This window comes from Corynebacterium sp. 32222D000AT, assembly GCF_053546955.1.
The window spans coordinates 14,283-31,358 of the sequence record NZ_JBPPVW010000011.1; the positions used below are offsets into that span (position 1 = coordinate 14,283).

The window sequence follows — 17,076 nt, forward strand, 5'->3', positions numbered from 1 at the left end:
AGCACCCTAGGCGCCCGGCCCGATATAGCTTTCGGGCGGGGTCAGCCGGGTGATCGCCAGGTTGATGCGGTCCTCGGTGAACTCGCCGAGCGACATGCTGCGGTGGAGCAGCAGGCCCTCGTAGAAGGCGTCGAGCAGGTAGGTGGTGTGGGCGTCGAAGTACTGGCCCATCACGTTGCGGCAGCCCTGCGTCCACTCCAACAGGTTCATGCGGTGCAGGGGGCGCCGCAGGGACAGGGTGTAGAGCTCGGTGCCCAGGATCAGCGTCTTGCGGGAGGCCGCGGACGCGATGAGCATCTGGGACAGGGCGGCGCGGGCATCGGCAAGGCTGTCGATGCCGGTGAAAAAGGAGCCGAAATCCGCCACGGATCGCTCCGCGAAGACGGAAAAGGCCGCCGCCAGCAGGCCGTCCTTGTCGTTGAAATAATAGGAGATGGACCCCAAGGACACGTCCGCCTTGTCGGCGACGACGCGCATGGTGGTGCCGACCACTCCGTTGTGCACGATGGAGTCTAGGGTGGCATCGATAATGCGCAGTCGGGGGCCGTACTGGGGGTTATTCTTGGGCAACCATCGCTCCTCAACGCAGCCGAAACGCGGCCAACAATAAAACAGGCGGCCGCGGCAGTAATCCGTGTGCTAGGGAAAGTATAGTTGCCCACCCCGGACCGGCAAGCAGGGGTCGGGGGTGGTGGCGTTAAATTTAGGCGCTTAGTCTTAGGCCTCGTTGCGGCGGGTATCCGGCACGGCCTCGGCAGCCTTGCGCTTGCTGGAGGAGGTGAAAATCTTCCACAGGCCGAACAGGGCGACAATCGCCCAGACAGCCTCGGTGATGAACAGGCCCGGGTTGAACGGGGACAGGGCGGTGTAGACGAAGCCCATCGCGCCCAAGAAGTTCAGGGTCTGGTAGATGGGGGAGGTAGCGGTCAGGACCTTGAAGTTGAGCAGGCCGAAGGCAACGACGAAGCAGATGCCGGCGATGATGCCAATTTCGTAGGAGAGTGCCATGAGGGTATTCCTTTCGTTCGTTGCGGACTAGGCGGTGGCGGACTGGGACTGGTTGTTCTTGCGGCGGTTCAAGAAGATCTTGATGATGCCGTAGAGGCCCAGCAGGGACCAGATGAGCTCGGTCCAGAACACGCCCGCGTTGAACGGGTTGGCGGCAGAGGCGGTCAGGAAGCCGGCGCCGACGAAGTTCAGGATCTGGTAGGGGTAATCGTCCGGCGTCCACTTGCCCAGGTTGAGCATCGCGAAGGCGAAGAGCAGGGCGACCGAGGCGATCAGCCCGAAGATGACCATTGCTGACATTGTTCGACGGTCCTTTCAGAATGTGTGCGATATGGGAGCGCGACTAGCCGCGCGCAGGAGCGCCCCGCGGGCGCTACATTTATAGACTCTAAGCTGGGTTTTTAATCCATGCGAAGTCGAACGAGCATACGGTTTTGAACGCTTGATCTAAACCGCAGGTAAATGGGATAGCCCCGCCCTTGAACGTACGATCAATTCAGCGCGTTTGCCCAGCTTAAACTACCTTGGGGTTATGGGCACGGAGGCCCAACATAGCCTCCCGCGCGCCCGTGGGGAAGGCCTCAACACCTCCCGCACAATCCGAACGGAACTTTAACCTAACGGACGACGTCACCGGCCGGCGCACACGCGAAGCGCCGCCAGACGAAGTCGATAAAGAACAATCTGAACAGAAAAGGAGCCGAGCCGTGTCACAGCAACCGAACCCGGACACCGAGGACATTAAGCTCCACGTCAAACCCGGAAAGACGCGGGCGCCGTTTTTCCGCTATATCCGCATTAACCTGCCGCGCCTGACCAAGGCCGCCATCCTGGTGATCGTGGCGCTTATCGGCGGCTGCGCCTGGGCCGTGCTGTCCAGCGGCTTCGATATCTTCGCCGGCAGCGACATCGCGCTCGGCCTGGTCATCGCCCTGGCCGCCATCTTCCTGGTGCTGGGCCTGGTGACCAAGTGGCGCATCTGGGGCTTTGGCACCGTGGTGGCCGCCGCCGGCATCCTGGTCTACATCGGCGGCCTGTTCGGGCACGCGCCGTTCGTGGGCAACGGCGCGGGCGTCTACCTCGCGGCCGGCTGGAACACCATGTTCTTCGCCAGCCTGGCCTACTGCGTTATCTACTGGGCGCTGGACTACGGCGTGCTGGTGGCATACCCGGATACCCAAGGATTTGAGGATTAATCATGTTAGAAGAATTTCCGGTCTGGCTCCGCGTCGAGCACTTCGTCAACATCTTGTTCGTGACGCTGTTTATCCGCAGCGGCATCGAAATCCTGGGCACCTTCCCCAAGCTGCACCGCTCCGTGCACACCCCGCTGGGCGGGCAGTGGGCGCAGTTTTCCATTAAGCAAAAGCGCAAGCGCAAGTACTTCCCGGTCTCCGGCGAGTATGACGACTATTCCCCGATCATCTCGCTGCCGGGCTACGGCGCCCTGGGCCAGGGCCGCTACTGGCACTTCATCAGCGTGATGGGCTGGGTGCTGCTGATGGTCATCTACTGGGGCCTGCTACTGGTCACCGGGCAGTGGCGCCGCTACTGGCCGGAGGACTGGGGTGTTTTCGCCCAGGCCTGGGACGATCTCATCCACTACCTGGCCTTCCAGATCCCGCCGGCGATGGACGGCTACCCCTTCAACGCCATCCAGCAGCTGTCCTACGGCTTCGTGGTGCTCATCCTCCCGCTGTGGATGATCATCACCGGCGCCTTCCAGTCGCCGGCCATCAACAACCACTTCCCGCGCATTTCCAAGCTGATGGGCGGCCGCCAGGTCATCCGCACCCTGCACTTCTGGGGCCTTATCGCCTACGTGGTCTTCATCGTCGTCCACGTCGCGATGGTGGTGCTGCACGGCTACGGCCACGAGGTCTCCAAGATGGTCTTCGGCCACGCGGAGAACCCGATCGCCGGCGGCGTGATCTTCACCCTGGGCCTGGTCGGCATCGTCGCCTTCCACGTCTGGGCCACGAAGACCTCGCTGGAGCGCCCGAAGGTCATCGAGCGCCTGCACAACGTGGTGGTCCGCCCGTTCACGCGCGCGCTGCGCAAGCTGCCCTCGCGCCAGAACGCCTACAGCGATGCCGAGATCACCAAGGCGCCGCACCACCGCGCCTCGGGCATGCCGCCGTCAACGGAGGCCTATATGTCCCTGGTCTGCAACGACTACGAGGATGACTACGTGCTGGAAATCGGCGGATTCGTCGAAAAGCCCATGCGTCTGACCATGGCGGATATCCGCAAGATCGCCGACGGGCACTCGCAGAACACCGTCCACCACTGCGTGCAGGGCTTTTCCTCGGTGGGCAAGTGGGACGGCGTGCCGCTGTACAAGCTGCTCGACCTGGCCGGCCCGCTGGACGGGGCCAGCGACGTGGTGGTCCACAGCTTCCAGAACATGACCCGCGACGACGATAACTACAACGGTTCCTACTACTACGAGTCCATGCCCATGGAGGAGGCCCGCCAGCCGCAGTCGCTGATCGCCATTGGCTACGACGGCGACGAGATCCCCATCAAGAACGGCGCGCCCATGCGCCTGCGCCTGGAGACCTCCACCGGTTTCCGCTCGGCGAAGTGGCTGGACCGGATCGAGGTGGTCAACCGCTTCGACATCATCGGCAACGGGATGGGCGGCTTCTTCGAGGACACCGATTCCTACGACCGCCTGCAGATGCTCTAAGGAGGACACACCATGTCACGAGCGTTATACCAAGACATTTTCCTAAGCCCCGAGCAGCAGCAGCGCGTGCGCGACTACCTCCACGAGGTCGACTTCCGCCTGCCGGGCGCCACCCCGGACGACTTCGAGATCAACCCGCGCGCCCGCTACCTGGGCTACATGTTCCAGGCCGAGGACCTGGAGTCCTTCGGCGTGGGCCTGCAGTGCACCCGCCCGGGCATGGAGGACCAGCGCACCTTCATCCGGATAAGCCGCGGGCAGCTGCTGGGCGAGGACGATGCCCCGCGCCTGCCTGTCAACGACCCGGTCCTGGCCCGCGAGGCCATGACCCTGGACCGTTTCTACCGCGCCGAGGACCCGCCGCGGCCCACCGGGGTTAACGCCTATGCTCACGATGCCGGCCTGCCCGGCGCCGACATGGACCTGTCCATGTTGGAGGAGCAGCTGCGCGATATCGTCGCCTTCCACAACGGCGAACCGGTGCCGGGTAACCAGGAGATCCTGGACCTGCGCATCTACTGGGGCACCCTGCTGGCCGGCCGCTACCCGCGGCTGAAGGCCCTGTGCGGCAAGCTCAGCGAGAACCAGGCCGCGCGCTTGGACCAGCTGGAGGCCGATATTACGGCCCTGGCCGGCATCCTCGAGGCGCTGGGCCTGCCCACGCTGGAGGATCTGACGAAGCCGAAGCGCGAGGACGGCTAGCCCGCCCGGTGGTCGAAGACCAGGGAGGTGTTGGTGGAGGCCACCTCGGGGCGTGCGCTGACCACGTCCGAGATGAAATCGCGCAGGCCGGCCGCGCTGGCCAGCTGCACGTGCGCCACAAAGTCCTGGTTGCCGGCCACGAAGAAGACGTGGCGCACCGGCTCTAGCTCCAGCAGGTAGTGGTAGAAGTCTCGCAGGGCGCCGCGGGCTCCGGGGTGGAGGCGGATGTGGATGAGCGCCTCCGTGCCCAGTCCCAGGGCCGCCGGGTCCACGTGTGCGGAAAAGCCGGTGATGACCCCGCGCGCGATGAGCGAGTTCAGCCGGCGGTGGGCGGTGGACTCGCTGACGTTGATGCGGTGGGCGAGTTCGGAGATGGGTAGGCGGGCATCGGACGCTAATTCGCGGCAGATGGCCGCCTCAATCTGATCCAGCTGCATGGGGTTTTGTTCTCCGCGGTGGGGGATGCTTGCAAAATCGGGCGGATTCTGGGGGATCCCGCCAATGTGTACCCGCCCACTCTATCCTCCGTGGATGATATAGGTATTCAAATCATATGTGAGGAGGAGCACATGACTAAGGCTATTGTGGTAGGCGCCGGCATGACCGGCCTGTCGACGGCGTGGTACCTGCAGGAACACGGCTACGACGTGGAAATCGTGGACAAGATCGGCGTCGCCGCCGGCGCGTCCTGGGGCAACGCCGGCTGGCTGGCGCCGGGCAAGACCATCCCGCTGTCCAATTCTAGCCTGTGGGGCTACGGCCCCACCGCGCTGTTCGACAAAGATGCGGCGCTGAGTGTGCCCACCCGCATCGACCCGAAGCTGTGGGCCTTCGTCGCCCAGTTCATGGCCCGGGCCAACCAGCGCTCCTGGGACAAAACCATGGCGGCCCTGACGCCCATCGACACGGCCGCCCTGGGCGCCTACGACGAGCTCATCGACGGCGGCGTCGACGCCGTGACCCACGAGGGCCCGTTCATCGTCGGCTTCGAAAACGATAACCAGGCCAAGGGCTTCTTGGACGAGGTCGAGGGCGCCATCCGCCACGGCCAGGAGATCCCCTTCGACAAGCTCAACCACACCCAGGCCCTGGAATACGCCCCGATGCTCTCGGAGCGCGTCCAGACCGTCTACAAGCTGGGCGGCCAGCGCTACATCGAGCCGCAGTACTTCTGCGAGGCCATCGCCGAGTCCTTCGTCGCCCGCGGCGGCACGATTACCACCGGTGCGGAGGTTACCGACGTCCAGTCCACCCGCAAGCCGGCCATCCAGCTGGCCACCGGCGAGTGGAAGCCCGCCGACGTGGTGGTCATCGCCACCGGCGCCTGGCTGCCGAAGCTGGCCAAGTCCCTGGGCGTGCGCACCATGGTCCAGGCCGGCCGCGGCTATTCCTTCACCGTCAAGCCGGAGCAGGAGGCCAAGCACTCGGTTTACCTCCCGGAGACCCGCGTGGCCTGCACCCCGGCCCCGACCCGCGGCCGCTTCCAGATCGCCGGCACCATGGAGTTCCGTGGCCCCGACGAGGCCTTTCAGCCCGGCCGCATCGAGTCCATGATCAAGGTCACCGCCCCGATGTTCAAGGGCATCGACTGGGATGACATCCAGGACGAGTGGGTCGGCTCCCGGCCCGTCACCCCGGACGGCCTGCCGCTTATCGGCCAGACCCAGGTGCCCAACGTCTACACCTGCGGCGGCCACGGTATGTGGGGCGTCGTGCTCGGCCCGATTTCCGGCAAGCTGCTGGCCAAGCAGATCGCCACCGGCGTTATCGATCCCATCCTGGACCCGTTCGACCCGCTGCGCTAAGCGGCGCCCGCAGCGCGCGCACGAGCAAGAGCGCATAAAAAATTCCCATCACCTCCAGCGAGGCGATGGGAATTTTTTTAAAGCTTAAGCCAGGCCGATCTGGCGCAGCAGCTTCTGGATGGGGGAGAAGTCAATCTTCAGGATGCCGGCTGCCTGCGCGGCGGCGAAGATGGCGCCGAAGATAGCGGCCACGATGCCCGCGCCCGCCAGGCCGGAGGCGGCGTTGGAGCTGCCCTGGGAGGCACCAGCGTTGTCGTCCTGGTTGCCATCACCCGGCTGCCCGGAACCATCCGACCACCAGTTCTTCATGGCCAGCTGGGCGACGTCGGTGTTGTCGATGTAGTCGCCGCGGACCGGGTCGGTGCCCTTGACGCGGGAGATGATGTCCTCGGAGCCGGCGCCCTTGAAGAAGAACGGAACCAGCTGGTTGGTGTGCTCGTCGGAGTACCACTGGTGGCTCGGCAGGGACTCGGCGTCGCCGGCCATCTGGTTGAAGCGGCCCTCGTCCGGCTCGTTCTCACCGGACAGGTAGCCGGTCTCGTGGTCAGCGGTGACGATGAGCAGGGTCTCGTCCCAGTTGGAGTTCTCCTCGACCCACTGGATGGCGGCGTCGACGGAGGCGTTGAAGTCCTGCATCTCCTCGATCTCGCGGGCGGACTGGTTGGCGTGGCCGGTCCAGTCGATGGCGCCGCCCTCAATCATCACGGAGAAGCCGTCCTCGTCCTGGCCCAGGGCGTTCAGGGCGCCGGTGGTCATGGTCGGCAGGTCAACGACGTCGTTCTGCGGATCGGAGTACGGGGTGGTGCCCTCGCCGGAGCGCTCCTGCTGCAGGGTGGAGTGGACCGGAGCCAGGCCCCAGTACTTCTTGCCCTCTTCCACGTTGCCCTCGGCCAGGCTGGCGAAGCCGTCGTTGGAGTCGAAGTACTCCCAGTCGGTCTCGCCCTCGGCCAGGCGGTTGTAGTCGGCTTCGTTGATGTAGCCGAAGGAACCGGTCTCCGTCGGCTGGGCGTCCTTGTCGAAGAACGGGTGGCCCGCGCCCATGACGACGGAGAGATCCGAGTCGATCATTTCCTTGGCGATCTCGCCGTAGGCGTTGCGGTCCTGGTTGTGGGCGGCGAAGGCGGCCGGGGTGGCGTGGGAGAACGGTACGGAGGAAACCACGCCGGCGGACTTGCCCTGCTCCATGGCGGTCTCCTGGAAGTTCTTCTGGGCCATGCCGTAGTTGGACATACCCAGGACGCCGTTTTCGACCTTCACGCCGGTGGCCATGGCGGTACCTGCCGCAGCCGAGTCGGTGATGATGCCCTTCTGCACGTAATCGTGGGTGGCCCAGGCCTGGGACGGGTCGTAGGAACCGCCCTGGGAGTAGGTGGACATGGACAGGCGGTTGAAGTCCTCGTAGGCCTGGACGGACTCGCCGTCCAGCTCCTGCGGGCCGGCTTCGCTGAATTCGCCGTCGACCAGGTACTTGGACTGGCCGGTTTCATACAGGTTGTTGTAGGCGACGTGGCCGTAGCCCATGCCGTCACCGATCATGTAGATGATGTTCTTCGGGCCGTTGGATTCCTGGGCGGTGGCCGGGGCAACGCCCGCGGCAATCAGGGAAGCAGCCACAGCCACGGAGCCGGCGCGCAGAGAAAAACGCATAAGAAGAGTCCTTCACAAAGACGGAATAGAGACAAGATGAGACAGTGCACAGGCGGTGGCTCGCCCGCGTCCCCACGCTGTGCCAAGCACAGCGTTATGGTCCTGACAGGTCAATCACAGCCGCACGTGAAGGAACTCTAATCTCCGAACATCTCGGGACGATGACAGAAAAGAAAACTTCGCGTTAACTCTCCCGGGAACACGCCCCGGGCACTAGCCGGCCGGCACCTGCTCGACGAGCGCTGCGGCGCGGGCGACCTCGGCGCGCTGGTGATCGTAGAGATCGTCCACGCCCTTGGTGTCCAGGTTCGCCGCGTGCGGGTCCCCGAAGCCGGACTCGCGGCCGGTCAGCTCCTCGATGACCCCCAGCCCGCAGACGGGCAGGTAGTACGGGCTGTAGCCGCCCTCCTGGAGGAAGGCGATCCGGCCGCCGCAGAGGGCATCGGCAGCCGCTAAAAGCCGGCGGGTAAGCGCCTTGAAGCCGCGCTGGGTGACCATCATCTGCGCCAACGGATCCATGACGGCGGCGTCGAAGCCGCTGGCCACCACGATGAGCTCGGGGTTAAAGCGCTCGAGCGCAGGCACCACGACGTCCGCAAAAGCCAGGTCGTAGACCGCGTTGCCGCTGCCCGGCGGCAAGGGAATATTCAGCGCCGCGCCCTTACCTGCGCCGGTGCCGTTGTGCTCCCGGTGCCCGGAGCGCGGCGGGAAGCTGTTGTGCTGGTGGATGGAGATGGTCAGCACCTCCGGGTTGTCCCACCAGATATCCTGGGTGCCGTTGCCGTGGTGGACGTCCCAGTCCACCACCGCCACGCGCCGAACCCCGTGCACTTCACGCGCGTGCGCAATCGCCACGGAGGCGTTGCCGAACAGGCAAAAGCCCATGCCGCGGGCGCGCTCGGCGTGATGGCCCGGCGGGTTGACCAGCCCGTAGGCCGTATCCACCTCGCCGGTGACCACGGCCTCCACCGTGCGGATCGCCCCGCCGGCGGCCAGGCGCGCGATGTCGAACCCGCCCCGGCCGAACGGGCTGGCGTCGTCGCCGGCATCGCCCCCGCGCAGCAGCTGCGACTGCCGCTTCATCTCCGCGATGTGCTCGCGGGTGTGTACCCGCGCAAGCTCGTCCTCGCTCGCGTACCGCGCCTGCAGCGGCGTCAAGTGCTCGCGCAAGGCGCTGACCTGCACCAGCTCGTGGAAGCGGCGCTTAGTATCCGCGTGCGCGACGTGGTGGGAAATAGGCTGCAGGCCCCGCGCCGGGTCCGCGGCCTCCATCCCGCCGGTGCCGGTATCCACCCAGCCATAAAGCGTGTCCCACACGTACCCAACCCGGCGCTTTGCCGCCTCCACCATCACAGCGTCCTTTCCTCGCGTCCACGAAACCACAATGTGATGTGGAGCCTACCGAAGGGAGACTGTGGTGTAAACGATAATGTGCGCGGCGGGGTTAACCGGCTAGGCCTCAGTTACACCCGCAACTTCTTACCGCGGTGTACGCGGTGTGCCAGAACCACACCCGTAAGTCCCCAGTCAGTCACGACCACTGAGGAGTGCTCTTTAGGGAGCGTGCCTGCGCTGCGTTGTTTTACGGCTGAGGCAGATTGTCGACAATACGGTTCGTCTCCATAGCGACACGAGTGACCTTGGCAACCAGATCCACGATGTAGCGCGGGTTCCCGGCTTCAGCAGCGAGGTCGTTCGGGTCATTGACGATGCCGGAGGCCTTGTCCTTCTTAATCTGGTAGCGGTCGATGATCCACGCTAGCGCCGAGCGGGAGCCGAGCTGGTAGCGCTCGGCCTCGGCGGGGATATCGGCGATGGTGATCTTGGGGTTGTAGATCATCCGGGTGGTGTCGTTGACCTTCTTGCCGGTCTCCGGGTCGGTGGTCTTAGCCCACTTCGGCTTGGTGACCTTCCAGGTATCTGGGTCGTCGGGGTCGGCGTTCTTCTTGAGTTGCACGTCGACGGGCCAGGGCTCGACGTCCTCGTAGTTGACGTGGAGGTCGAGAAGTTCCTTGCCGGCGGAGACGTAGGCGTCGAAGAAGTCCCGGTCGGCGGGGGTCTCGATGTGAGGCAGCATCTTCTTCAGGTCTGTCTTGTACGTCTCCCGGTAGTCGGGGGAGTGCAGCACGGCGTAGACAAAGTGGAAGATGTCGTCGCCGGTGACGTCAGATCCGAGACTGTCCCGGTAGATCGTCTTGATCTCGTCGGTGATGTTGTCAACGCGTCGGTAGCCGTCGACGACCTCGCCGATCTGTCCGTAGACGCTCGCCTCGGCTTCGGTGGTGGTATTCATGTCGAGGTTGAGTTCGCCTTCGGGCGCGTCGACGGGTTGCCAGGTGAAGCGCGAGAAGAACTGGCCAGCATTCGACCCCCACATCGCGAGATCCGGAAGGAGATTGGTGGCGATGGTGCTGAACGGCTTGGCCGAACCAGGGTTGACGACGTAGTAGCCGATGTTCTTGTGGTACGGGGTGGGGAACAACCGTGGGAGTTGGTAAATGCGTTGGTTCAGATGGGTGTCGTAGTAGACGTTCTGCTTAGTGAACGGGCGGTACAAACTCTTTTGGATGGATGGAGCAGATACTGAAATGCTCTTGTTACGCGCGCAGTTAGACTTCAGGTTGCTGTCCCAGGAGATCTTCGATCGATCTGTGTACTGAGGATTTTCATTGAGGAACTCGTCAACGACTCGCTCCGTAAGCTTCTGAAGCCCCGCAGACGCCGCCCAGTCGTGGAAGTCATTTCGGGCTTGGTTGTAAGCGGTAGCTAAAAGATCGATATTGTTTAACAATTTCGATCTATTAGGCCCGTAGCACCACGCGTCTCGTGCAGTCGCAAGGCCTAGGGAGTGTCTACCGAAAATCGGCGTGCCTTCCGCGGGCTTCTTGGATCCGAGGACTGGCCACGTCTCGAACTCTTCGTGGCGCTGAGACACCCAGTCTCCGTATTTGTTCGGGGTGATGGCCCACCATCCGTGGGATTCGGCATCGTCGGCCAGTGCGGTGGCGGCATGGTCGACGATGTCGAGCTTCTCCTCGGTGCTCAGGTAGTCACCGATGTCCCGGTAGAAGATCCTGCAGCCGGTCGCCTGCGGGTCCTTGACCCCGATGGTGATCGCGACCGTGGTCTGGGAGCCGCCTTTGAAGATTTGGCCGCCTTCCTCGCGCCAGTTCGCATTCCTCATGTTTCCGCGCAGGTTGAATACGTGGACCTCGTTGAAGTCCTCAGTGAAGGACAGCCGTACCCCGTCTGCGGTGTTGCCGTCGATCCATCCGCCGTTGGACACGAAGGCGACCACACCCTTGTCCCCGATACGGTCGGTCGCCCACCGGAATGCTCGCATATAGGAGTCGTAGAGCTGCGCTTTGCGGCCTCCGGTGGAAAGCTTGGCATAGGTTTCGCGGATTCGACTGTCGAGTGTCGGGTACTTCAGATTCGCGTTGAGGTCGTTCGCGTTACTCTGCCCGACCGAGTACGGCGGGTTACCGACCACCACGTGGATCGGGGCGTCCTGCTGACGTTGGATACGCTCGTTGTTGTCCTTGAAGACCTCAAGATCCAGCGTGTCATCCTCCTCGCTGATCTGGAACGTGTCCGCCAGAGCGATCCCCGCGAACGGCACATAGGCGGGAGCCTCACGATTCTCGCGTTGTGCGGCTTCGGTCGCTAGGGCGTTGTAGGTTGTCTCGATGTTGACCGCAGCGACGTAGTAGGCCAGCAGCATGATTTCCGTGGCGTGCAACTCGGTCGCGTACTTGCGCGCGAGATCCTCCGGTTTGATTAACCCGGACTGGATTAGCCGCACGATGAACGTGCCGGTACCGGTAAACGGGTCGAGGATGTGCACGCCTTTGTCGGTCAGGCCCTTGCCGAAGTGGGCTTTGAGGATCTCGTCGGCGGCACGAAGTATGTAGTCGACGATTTCGACCGGGGTGTAGACGATGCCGAGTGATTCGGACTGCTTCTTGAACGCCTTCTGGAAGAAGCGCTGGTAGAGGTCCTTGACGACCTGCTGCTTGCCGGAGGCCGAAGTCACCTCGCCGGCGCGTTTGCGCACCGACTCGTAGAAACCTTCGAGTTTCTCGGTCTCGCTGTCCAGCTGCTTGTCGTTAAGCGCGTCGACCATAGTCTGCATGACCTTGGAAACCGGGTTCTGATCGGCGAACTCGACCTCGGTGAACAGCGCGTTGAACACTGGGGCGGTGATCAGGTGCTGAGAGAGCATGTTGACCGCTTCTTCCGCGGTGATCGACTCGTTGAGGTTGCCGCGCAGCCCCTCGACGAAGCGATCGAATTCCTTTTTCAGCTTCGGGTTGGCGTCGGCGAGAAGCGCGTTGATGCGTGCGGTTTGAGCGTGGGCGATGTCGGCGACGTCGTCGGCCCAGTCCGCCCAGTAGGTGCGGTCGCCGACCTTGTCGACGAGCTTGGTGTACATCGCCTCCTGCCACTCCTCCAAGGAGAACAGCACCTGCTGAGCCAGGTCCGACTCGTCCGCGGGCGACTTGTCGTCGGTGTGGTCGCCTTCCGCGGCAAGCCGGGCTTTCTCCTCGGCCTTACGCTTTTTCTCCTCGAGGGCCTTGTCAGGGTCGACGACTGGATCGACAACGATGGGAAGCTCCGGGTCGCCCTCGTTGAGTTTGATGGAGTTGACCTTTGCATTGAACCGGTCGTCGTGGGCACGAAGGGCGTTGAGGATCTGCCAGACAACTTTGAAGCGCTGGTTGTGGTCGAGTACCTGCGACGGGGAAGCGCCCGCCGGCACGGCGACAGGCAGGATGATGTAGCCGTAGTCCTTGCCCTCGGACTTACGCATGACACGGCCGACGGACTGAACGACATCGACCATGGAGTTGCGCGGGTTGAAGAATACGATCGCATCCAGCGCCGGCACGTCGACGCCTTCGGCCAAGCAGCGTGCATTGGACAGAAGCTTCGATTCTTCTTCGCCGGTAGGTGCTTTCAGCCAGGTCAGAAGGTTGTTACGCTTCAGCGCGTTCATCGATCCGTCGACATGGCGCGACGAGACAGTCAGGTCAATGTTGTGCAGGCTGACATGCGGATTGGCGACTGCCTTCGAGCGCATCGTCTCGGTGTAGGCGCCGACAATCCGGGGAAAGATTTCGGCGATGCGAGTGGAGGTCTTGATGTCCTTGGCGAAGGCGACCGTGCGCCGCATAGGGGTCTCGTTCGAGGAGAATCCGGAGCGGGTGTCCTGCTCGTCACCGGAGCGCTTGGCTAGCGCGTTCCACGTGCCGATCATGGCGCTTGCCAGGTTGAGAGTGATCTCGGATCCCTCAGCCATGGTTACCTTGGCCATCGCGTCGGCGGCGAGTTTCTCGTCGACGGTCATGACCACGACCTTGTAGTCGGTTAGAAGCCCGCGCTCGACTGCTTCACCGAAGCCGAGGCGGTGGAATTCGGGGCCGAAGACGGCCTCGTCGTCCATCGAGGCAATTTCGGCGGAGTATTCTTCGGCCTTGCCCTTGACCGTATCGTCGAAGAGCTTCGGGGTGGCGGTCATGTACAGCCGCTTCTGGGCTTTGATGTAATCGGCGTCGTGGATTCGAACGAAGTTCGACGCGTCCACACCGTCCAAGGTCACCCCGGTGGTGCGGTGGGCCTCATCGCAGATGACCAGGTCGAAGTCATCGGCACCGGCAGCTTGAGCGTCGTGGACGGAGGGAAGGGACTGGTAGGTGGAGAAGACTACCGTCAGACCTGCCGCGCGCTTTCGGTGGGAGAGTTCCTCGGCGAGTACTTTGCCGTCGGTGGTCACGGGGACTTCGAGGTCATAGGTGGCGATGTCTTCGGCGTCGCGGGAGACCTTCTTATCGGAACAGACCGCGAAAGTGCGAAGGTCTAACTCTGCCTGGGAGTGCCAGCCGCGCAGGGACTGGGACAAAAGACTGATCGAGGGAACCAAGAAGAGCACGCGTGCGCGTCCGCCGTTTTCGCGCGCGAATTTCTCGGCTAGGCGCAGAGAGGTGAACGTCTTTCCGGTGCCGCAGGCCATGATCAGCTGGCCGCGGTCGCGGGTGGCAAAGCCGGCCATGCATTCATCGATGGCTTCGATCTGGTGAGGTCGGGGCTCAAAGGTCTGTCGGCGGGTGAGGTTGATGGTGACCTCGGAGCCGGGGAAAGCGATGTCCCAGTTGATCTCGGATTCGGCGATGTCTGACAAACCGATACGCGAGACAGGAATGGACTGGTCGTTGAGCATCTCCTCGGCGTTCTTACTCCACTTGTCGGTGGTAGCGATGATGATGCGCTGCTTGAATTCGACCGTCTCCCCGTCGATGTCGAAGGTATGCCCCGAGGCCTCGAAGAACGAGTCGAGGTTGCCTTTGGCCAGGGTGGTGGTTGGTCTGTAGAACTTGCACTGGATCGCGGCCCAGGAGTCGTCATCGACGCGTTGGGCTACCAGGTCGATGCCTGTTTCGGGTTTGCCGTTAAAGAAGGGGGGAGTCGTTGAAGCGGGCGACGTTTTTGTAGGTCTTCGATAGAACGGGGTCGACGGTGAAGTAGTTGACCATGAGCTTTTCGAAGGCGAGGCCCGCTTTGGCGTCCGAGGGGAGATCACGCAGGGCTTTGACGGAATCAGCAAACGACGACATATCTAACAGTATGCCGAAGTATGCCGACCATGTCGGGCAAACACTCGAGACTCGGCTCGATAGGGAATGGAGTCCTCTAAACCGGAGTACTCTTTCTCCCATGAGTCTGAATAACAAAGAACGCCAGGCCGCTGCGGCGGAGATTGCGGAGAACCTGCGGCGGGCGGGCATCGATGAGCCGGCGCTGCAGGCCCTGACCGGTTTGCCGGATGGGCGCTTTGCGGCGGCGTTGAACGTGACTGCGGCCTGCGACCCGGCGGATGTCTGGCTGGTGCGCGACGCGGTGGTCAAGGCCGTCGTGGACGCGGGCGCGGAGCCCTATCCGTTCTCGAAGATGGCGGATTCCATGCGGGACGCCGCCGGCAAGTGGTTCGGCTACCAGCGCCCGGAGCACCTGCGCTACTAGGCGGGCGCGCGCTGGTGGTAGCGCAGGAATGACAAAAGCGGCCGAGGGTCGGATTCTGGATCCGGTCCTCGGCCGCTGTTTTCTGTACCCGGCAGGGTAGTGCGGGTTTTAGGCCACGGCCTCTTCGACGAGGGCGACGACGGCGCGGCGGTCGGCGGCGGCGTAGAGCTTGTCGCGGAAGTCCTGCTTCATCAGGCTGCGGGCCAGCTTGGAGAGCAGCTTGAGGTGCTGCTTGCCGGCATCGTCGGGCACGGCGATGAGGAAGACCAGGCGGGAGGGGCCCTCGTCCGCGGCCCAGGGGATGCCGGGCTCGTTCAGGCGGGCAAAGGCCAGCGTCGGGGCGGCCACGCCGGCCACGCGGGCGTGCGGGATGGCCACGGCGTTGCCCACGGAGGTCGAGTGCTTGGCCTCCCGGGCGAGGGCAGCGTCGATGACGGCCTCGGCGTCGGTGATGCGCCCGCTTGCGGCCGCGGCGGCGACGAGCTCACGGATGACGTCGTCGCGGCTGGAGACGGCCTCCGGTTCCAGCAGCACGACCGAGGGGTCGATGAGCGTGCTGGGGGTGGTGGCAGTCGCCGTAGCGCTCGTGGCGGCCGTGGTGGCACCCGCGGCGCCGGCCGGGACCGCGGCACCGGTGGTGTCGGTCCCGGTGGTCTCGGTGCCGGTGGTCTCAGTGCCGGGCTGGGCGCTGGTGGCGTCGGTGGCGGCGTCGGCGTCGGTGTTCTGTTCTTCAGTGGTGGCGGGGTTCTTCTTCTGCGTCAGCCCCACCAGGACCAGGATGAGGATGGTCGTGGCGGCCACGCCGGCAGCCATGGCGATGAAGAAGCCGACGACGTTGTCCACGGCGCCCAGCAGGGCGACGATGGGGCCGCCGTGCATGACGTGGTCGGCCGCGCCGAAGGCACCGGCCAGGGCGCCGGCGATGGCGCCGCCGACGACGTTGGCCGGGATGACCTGCAGCGGGCGGGCCGCGGCCAGCGGGATGGCGCCCTCAGTGATGCCGAAGAAGCCCATAAAGAGGGCGGCGATGCCGGAGTCGCGCTCGGCCTTGGTGAACCAGGCGCGGCGGATGAGCGTGGACAGGCCCACGGCCAGCGGAGGGACGGCGATGGCGGCCGCGGCCATGCCCATGGGCAGCGCGTTGCCGGAGGCAATCATGCCGCCGCCGAAGAGGAAGGCGGTCTTGTTGAAGGGCCCGCCCATATCGAAGGCCATCATGGCGCCGATGATGGCGCCCAGCACCAGCACCGAGGCGCCCTGCATGCCGGCGAGGTATTCGGTCAGCGCGGCGAAGACGCTGGCAATCGGGGCGCCGATGAGCCAGATGAAGGCCAGGCCCACGATGAGGGTGGTCAGGATCGGGATGACGATGATGGGCCAGATGGGCGCGATGAACTTGTGGACCGGGATCTTCCTAATCCCCAGGGCCACGTAGCCGGACAAGATACCGGTGACAATGCCGCCCAGGAAGCCGGCGCCGGCCTCCGAGCCGTAGAGGGAGCCGGTGGTGGCGATAAAGCCCGTAATCAGGCCGGGCGCCAGCCCGGGCCGGTCCGCGATGCCGACGGCGATATAGCCGGACAGCACCGGCACCATCAGCGAAAACGCCAGGGTACCCAGCTCAGAGATGGTGAACCAGAAGGAGTCCTCCGGGATGGCCAGGCCCTCCGGGGTGGGTGTGCCGCCGATGGACAGGGCCACGGCCAGCAGCAGACCGCCCGTGACCACGAACGGGATCATGTGGCTGACACCGTTCATCAGGGCCTTGTACATCGTCTGGCCCACGCCCGCGATGCCGGAGGATGAGGACTCGGCGCCTGCGTCCTGGTCGGCCTGCTGCTTCTGCAGCTGGCGGTCGGTGAAGGTGTTGGCCTCCAGGGACTGGCGCAGCAGCTCCTTCGGGCGCTTGATCGCGTCGTCGACGCCGGTGGCCAGTAGGCGCTTGCCCACGAAGCGCTCCTTGTTGATGACGGTATCGGCGCCGATGAGGATGGCATCGGCAGCCTCAATATCAGCGGGGGTGAACGTACCCTCGACGCCGATGGAACCGTGCGTTTCGACCTGAAGATCGAAACCCAATTCTTGCGCGGCCGCGGTGAGGTTTTCGGCCGCCATATACGTGTGCGCAATGCCCGTGGGGCAGGCGGTGATCGCCAGGATGCGCGGCGGGTTCTTAGTGTTATCGGACATGGAACCAATTTT

The 17,076-nt window shown here is 64.0% G+C and carries 12 protein-coding genes and 1 pseudogene; 5 read left to right on the forward strand and 8 right to left on the reverse strand.

The window, feature by feature from the left end; translation table 11 throughout:
• Nucleotides 1-6: 6 nt before the first annotated feature.
• From ACEE23_RS07745 to ACEE23_RS07755, 3 genes are all read right to left on the reverse strand, one after another.
• Nucleotides 7-570: a TetR/AcrR family transcriptional regulator gene (locus tag ACEE23_RS07745; RefSeq protein ID WP_368520148.1), complete on the reverse strand. Its 564-nt coding sequence runs from the start codon at nt 568-570 to the stop codon at nt 7-9.
• Nucleotides 571-717: 147 nt separating this feature from the next.
• Nucleotides 718-1,008: a CBU_0592 family membrane protein gene (locus tag ACEE23_RS07750; RefSeq protein ID WP_070768715.1), complete on the reverse strand. Its 291-nt coding sequence runs from the start codon at nt 1,006-1,008 to the stop codon at nt 718-720.
• Between the two features lie 27 nt (nt 1,009-1,035).
• Nucleotides 1,036-1,308 carry a CBU_0592 family membrane protein gene (locus ACEE23_RS07755; protein ID WP_368520149.1) on the reverse strand — a complete coding sequence of 91 codons (273 nt, stop codon included), beginning with the start codon at nt 1,306-1,308 and terminating at the stop codon, nt 1,036-1,038.
• A gap of 407 nt (nt 1,309-1,715) precedes the next feature.
• Between ACEE23_RS07755 and ACEE23_RS07760 the strand changes: the two genes are divergently transcribed.
• From ACEE23_RS07760 to ACEE23_RS07770, 3 genes are read left to right on the forward strand one after another with little or no spacing between them, the layout of a single operon-like run.
• Nucleotides 1,716-2,204: a hypothetical protein gene (locus tag ACEE23_RS07760; protein ID WP_368520150.1), complete on the forward strand. Its 489-nt coding sequence runs from the start codon at nt 1,716-1,718 to the stop codon at nt 2,202-2,204.
• A 2-nt stretch (nt 2,205-2,206) separates the two neighbouring features.
• Nucleotides 2,207-3,700, forward strand: a complete 1,494-nt coding sequence (locus tag ACEE23_RS07765; RefSeq protein WP_448872397.1) for a molybdopterin-dependent oxidoreductase — start codon at nt 2,207-2,209, stop codon at nt 3,698-3,700.
• A 12-nt stretch (nt 3,701-3,712) separates the two neighbouring features.
• Nucleotides 3,713-4,402, forward strand: coding sequence for a hypothetical protein (locus ACEE23_RS07770; protein ID WP_368520152.1), 690 nt, complete (start codon nt 3,713-3,715; stop codon nt 4,400-4,402).
• Here the strand turns inward: ACEE23_RS07770 and ACEE23_RS07775 are convergent.
• Entirely contained in the window at nt 4,399-4,839 is a 441-nt protein-coding gene (locus ACEE23_RS07775) for an Lrp/AsnC family transcriptional regulator (protein WP_368520153.1), read from the reverse strand. The two genes, ACEE23_RS07770 and ACEE23_RS07775, sit on opposite strands and share 4 nt — an antisense overlap.
• Before the next feature lie 132 nt (nt 4,840-4,971).
• On the opposite strand from ACEE23_RS07775, the gene ACEE23_RS07780 reads away from it, so the two are divergent.
• A complete protein-coding gene (locus ACEE23_RS07780) occupies nt 4,972-6,207 on the forward strand; it encodes an NAD(P)/FAD-dependent oxidoreductase (protein ID WP_448872400.1) in 1,236 nt (411 codons plus the stop codon).
• Between the two features lie 84 nt (nt 6,208-6,291).
• Here ACEE23_RS07780 and ACEE23_RS07785 read toward each other — a convergent pair whose 3' ends face one another.
• From ACEE23_RS07785 to ACEE23_RS07795, 3 genes and pseudogenes are all read right to left on the reverse strand, one after another.
• On the reverse strand, nt 6,292-7,854 hold the full coding sequence (locus tag ACEE23_RS07785; protein WP_448872402.1) for an alkaline phosphatase: 1,563 nt from the start codon (nt 7,852-7,854) through the stop codon (nt 6,292-6,294).
• 213 nt (nt 7,855-8,067) lie between these two features.
• Nucleotides 8,068-9,204, reverse strand: coding sequence for a class II histone deacetylase (locus ACEE23_RS07790; protein ID WP_448872404.1), 1,137 nt, complete (start codon nt 9,202-9,204; stop codon nt 8,068-8,070).
• A 232-nt stretch (nt 9,205-9,436) separates the two neighbouring features.
• A pseudogene (locus tag ACEE23_RS07795) lies at nt 9,437-14,468 on the reverse strand (DEAD/DEAH box helicase).
• A gap of 100 nt (nt 14,469-14,568) precedes the next feature.
• Here ACEE23_RS07795 and ACEE23_RS07800 point away from each other — a divergent pair.
• Nucleotides 14,569-14,874, forward strand: a complete 306-nt coding sequence (locus ACEE23_RS07800) for a DUF2316 family protein (protein ID WP_368520157.1) — start codon at nt 14,569-14,571, stop codon at nt 14,872-14,874.
• 108 nt (nt 14,875-14,982) lie between these two features.
• Here the strand turns inward: ACEE23_RS07800 and ACEE23_RS07805 are convergent, their stop codons facing one another.
• Nucleotides 14,983-17,064: a fructose-specific PTS transporter subunit EIIC gene (locus tag ACEE23_RS07805; RefSeq protein ID WP_368521655.1), complete on the reverse strand. Its 2,082-nt coding sequence runs from the start codon at nt 17,062-17,064 to the stop codon at nt 14,983-14,985.
• Nucleotides 17,065-17,076 lie beyond the last annotated feature (12 nt).

Excerpts from the sequence above, each read along its gene's own strand:
- ACEE23_RS07785 (WP_448872402.1), bottom strand. The coding sequence starts at position 7,854 with ATGCGTTTTTCTCTGCGCGCCGGCTCCGTGGCTGTGGCTGCTTCCCTG.
- ACEE23_RS07755 (WP_368520149.1), bottom strand. The coding sequence starts at position 1,308 with ATGTCAGCAATGGTCATCTTCGGGCTGATCGCCTCGGTCGCCCTGCTC.
- ACEE23_RS07775 (WP_368520153.1), bottom strand. The coding sequence starts at position 4,839 with ATGCAGCTGGATCAGATTGAGGCGGCCATCTGCCGCGAATTAGCGTCC.
- ACEE23_RS07770 (WP_368520152.1), top strand. The coding sequence starts at position 3,713 with ATGTCACGAGCGTTATACCAAGACATTTTCCTAAGCCCCGAGCAGCAG.
- ACEE23_RS07805 (WP_368521655.1), bottom strand. The coding sequence starts at position 17,064 with ATGTCCGATAACACTAAGAACCCGCCGCGCATCCTGGCGATCACCGCC.
- ACEE23_RS07750 (WP_070768715.1), bottom strand. The coding sequence starts at position 1,008 with ATGGCACTCTCCTACGAAATTGGCATCATCGCCGGCATCTGCTTCGTC.
- ACEE23_RS07790 (WP_448872404.1), bottom strand. The coding sequence starts at position 9,204 with ATGGTGGAGGCGGCAAAGCGCCGGGTTGGGTACGTGTGGGACACGCTT.
- ACEE23_RS07765 (WP_448872397.1), top strand. The coding sequence starts at position 2,207 with ATGTTAGAAGAATTTCCGGTCTGGCTCCGCGTCGAGCACTTCGTCAAC.
- ACEE23_RS07800 (WP_368520157.1), top strand. The coding sequence starts at position 14,569 with ATGAGTCTGAATAACAAAGAACGCCAGGCCGCTGCGGCGGAGATTGCG.
- ACEE23_RS07780 (WP_448872400.1), top strand. The coding sequence starts at position 4,972 with ATGACTAAGGCTATTGTGGTAGGCGCCGGCATGACCGGCCTGTCGACG.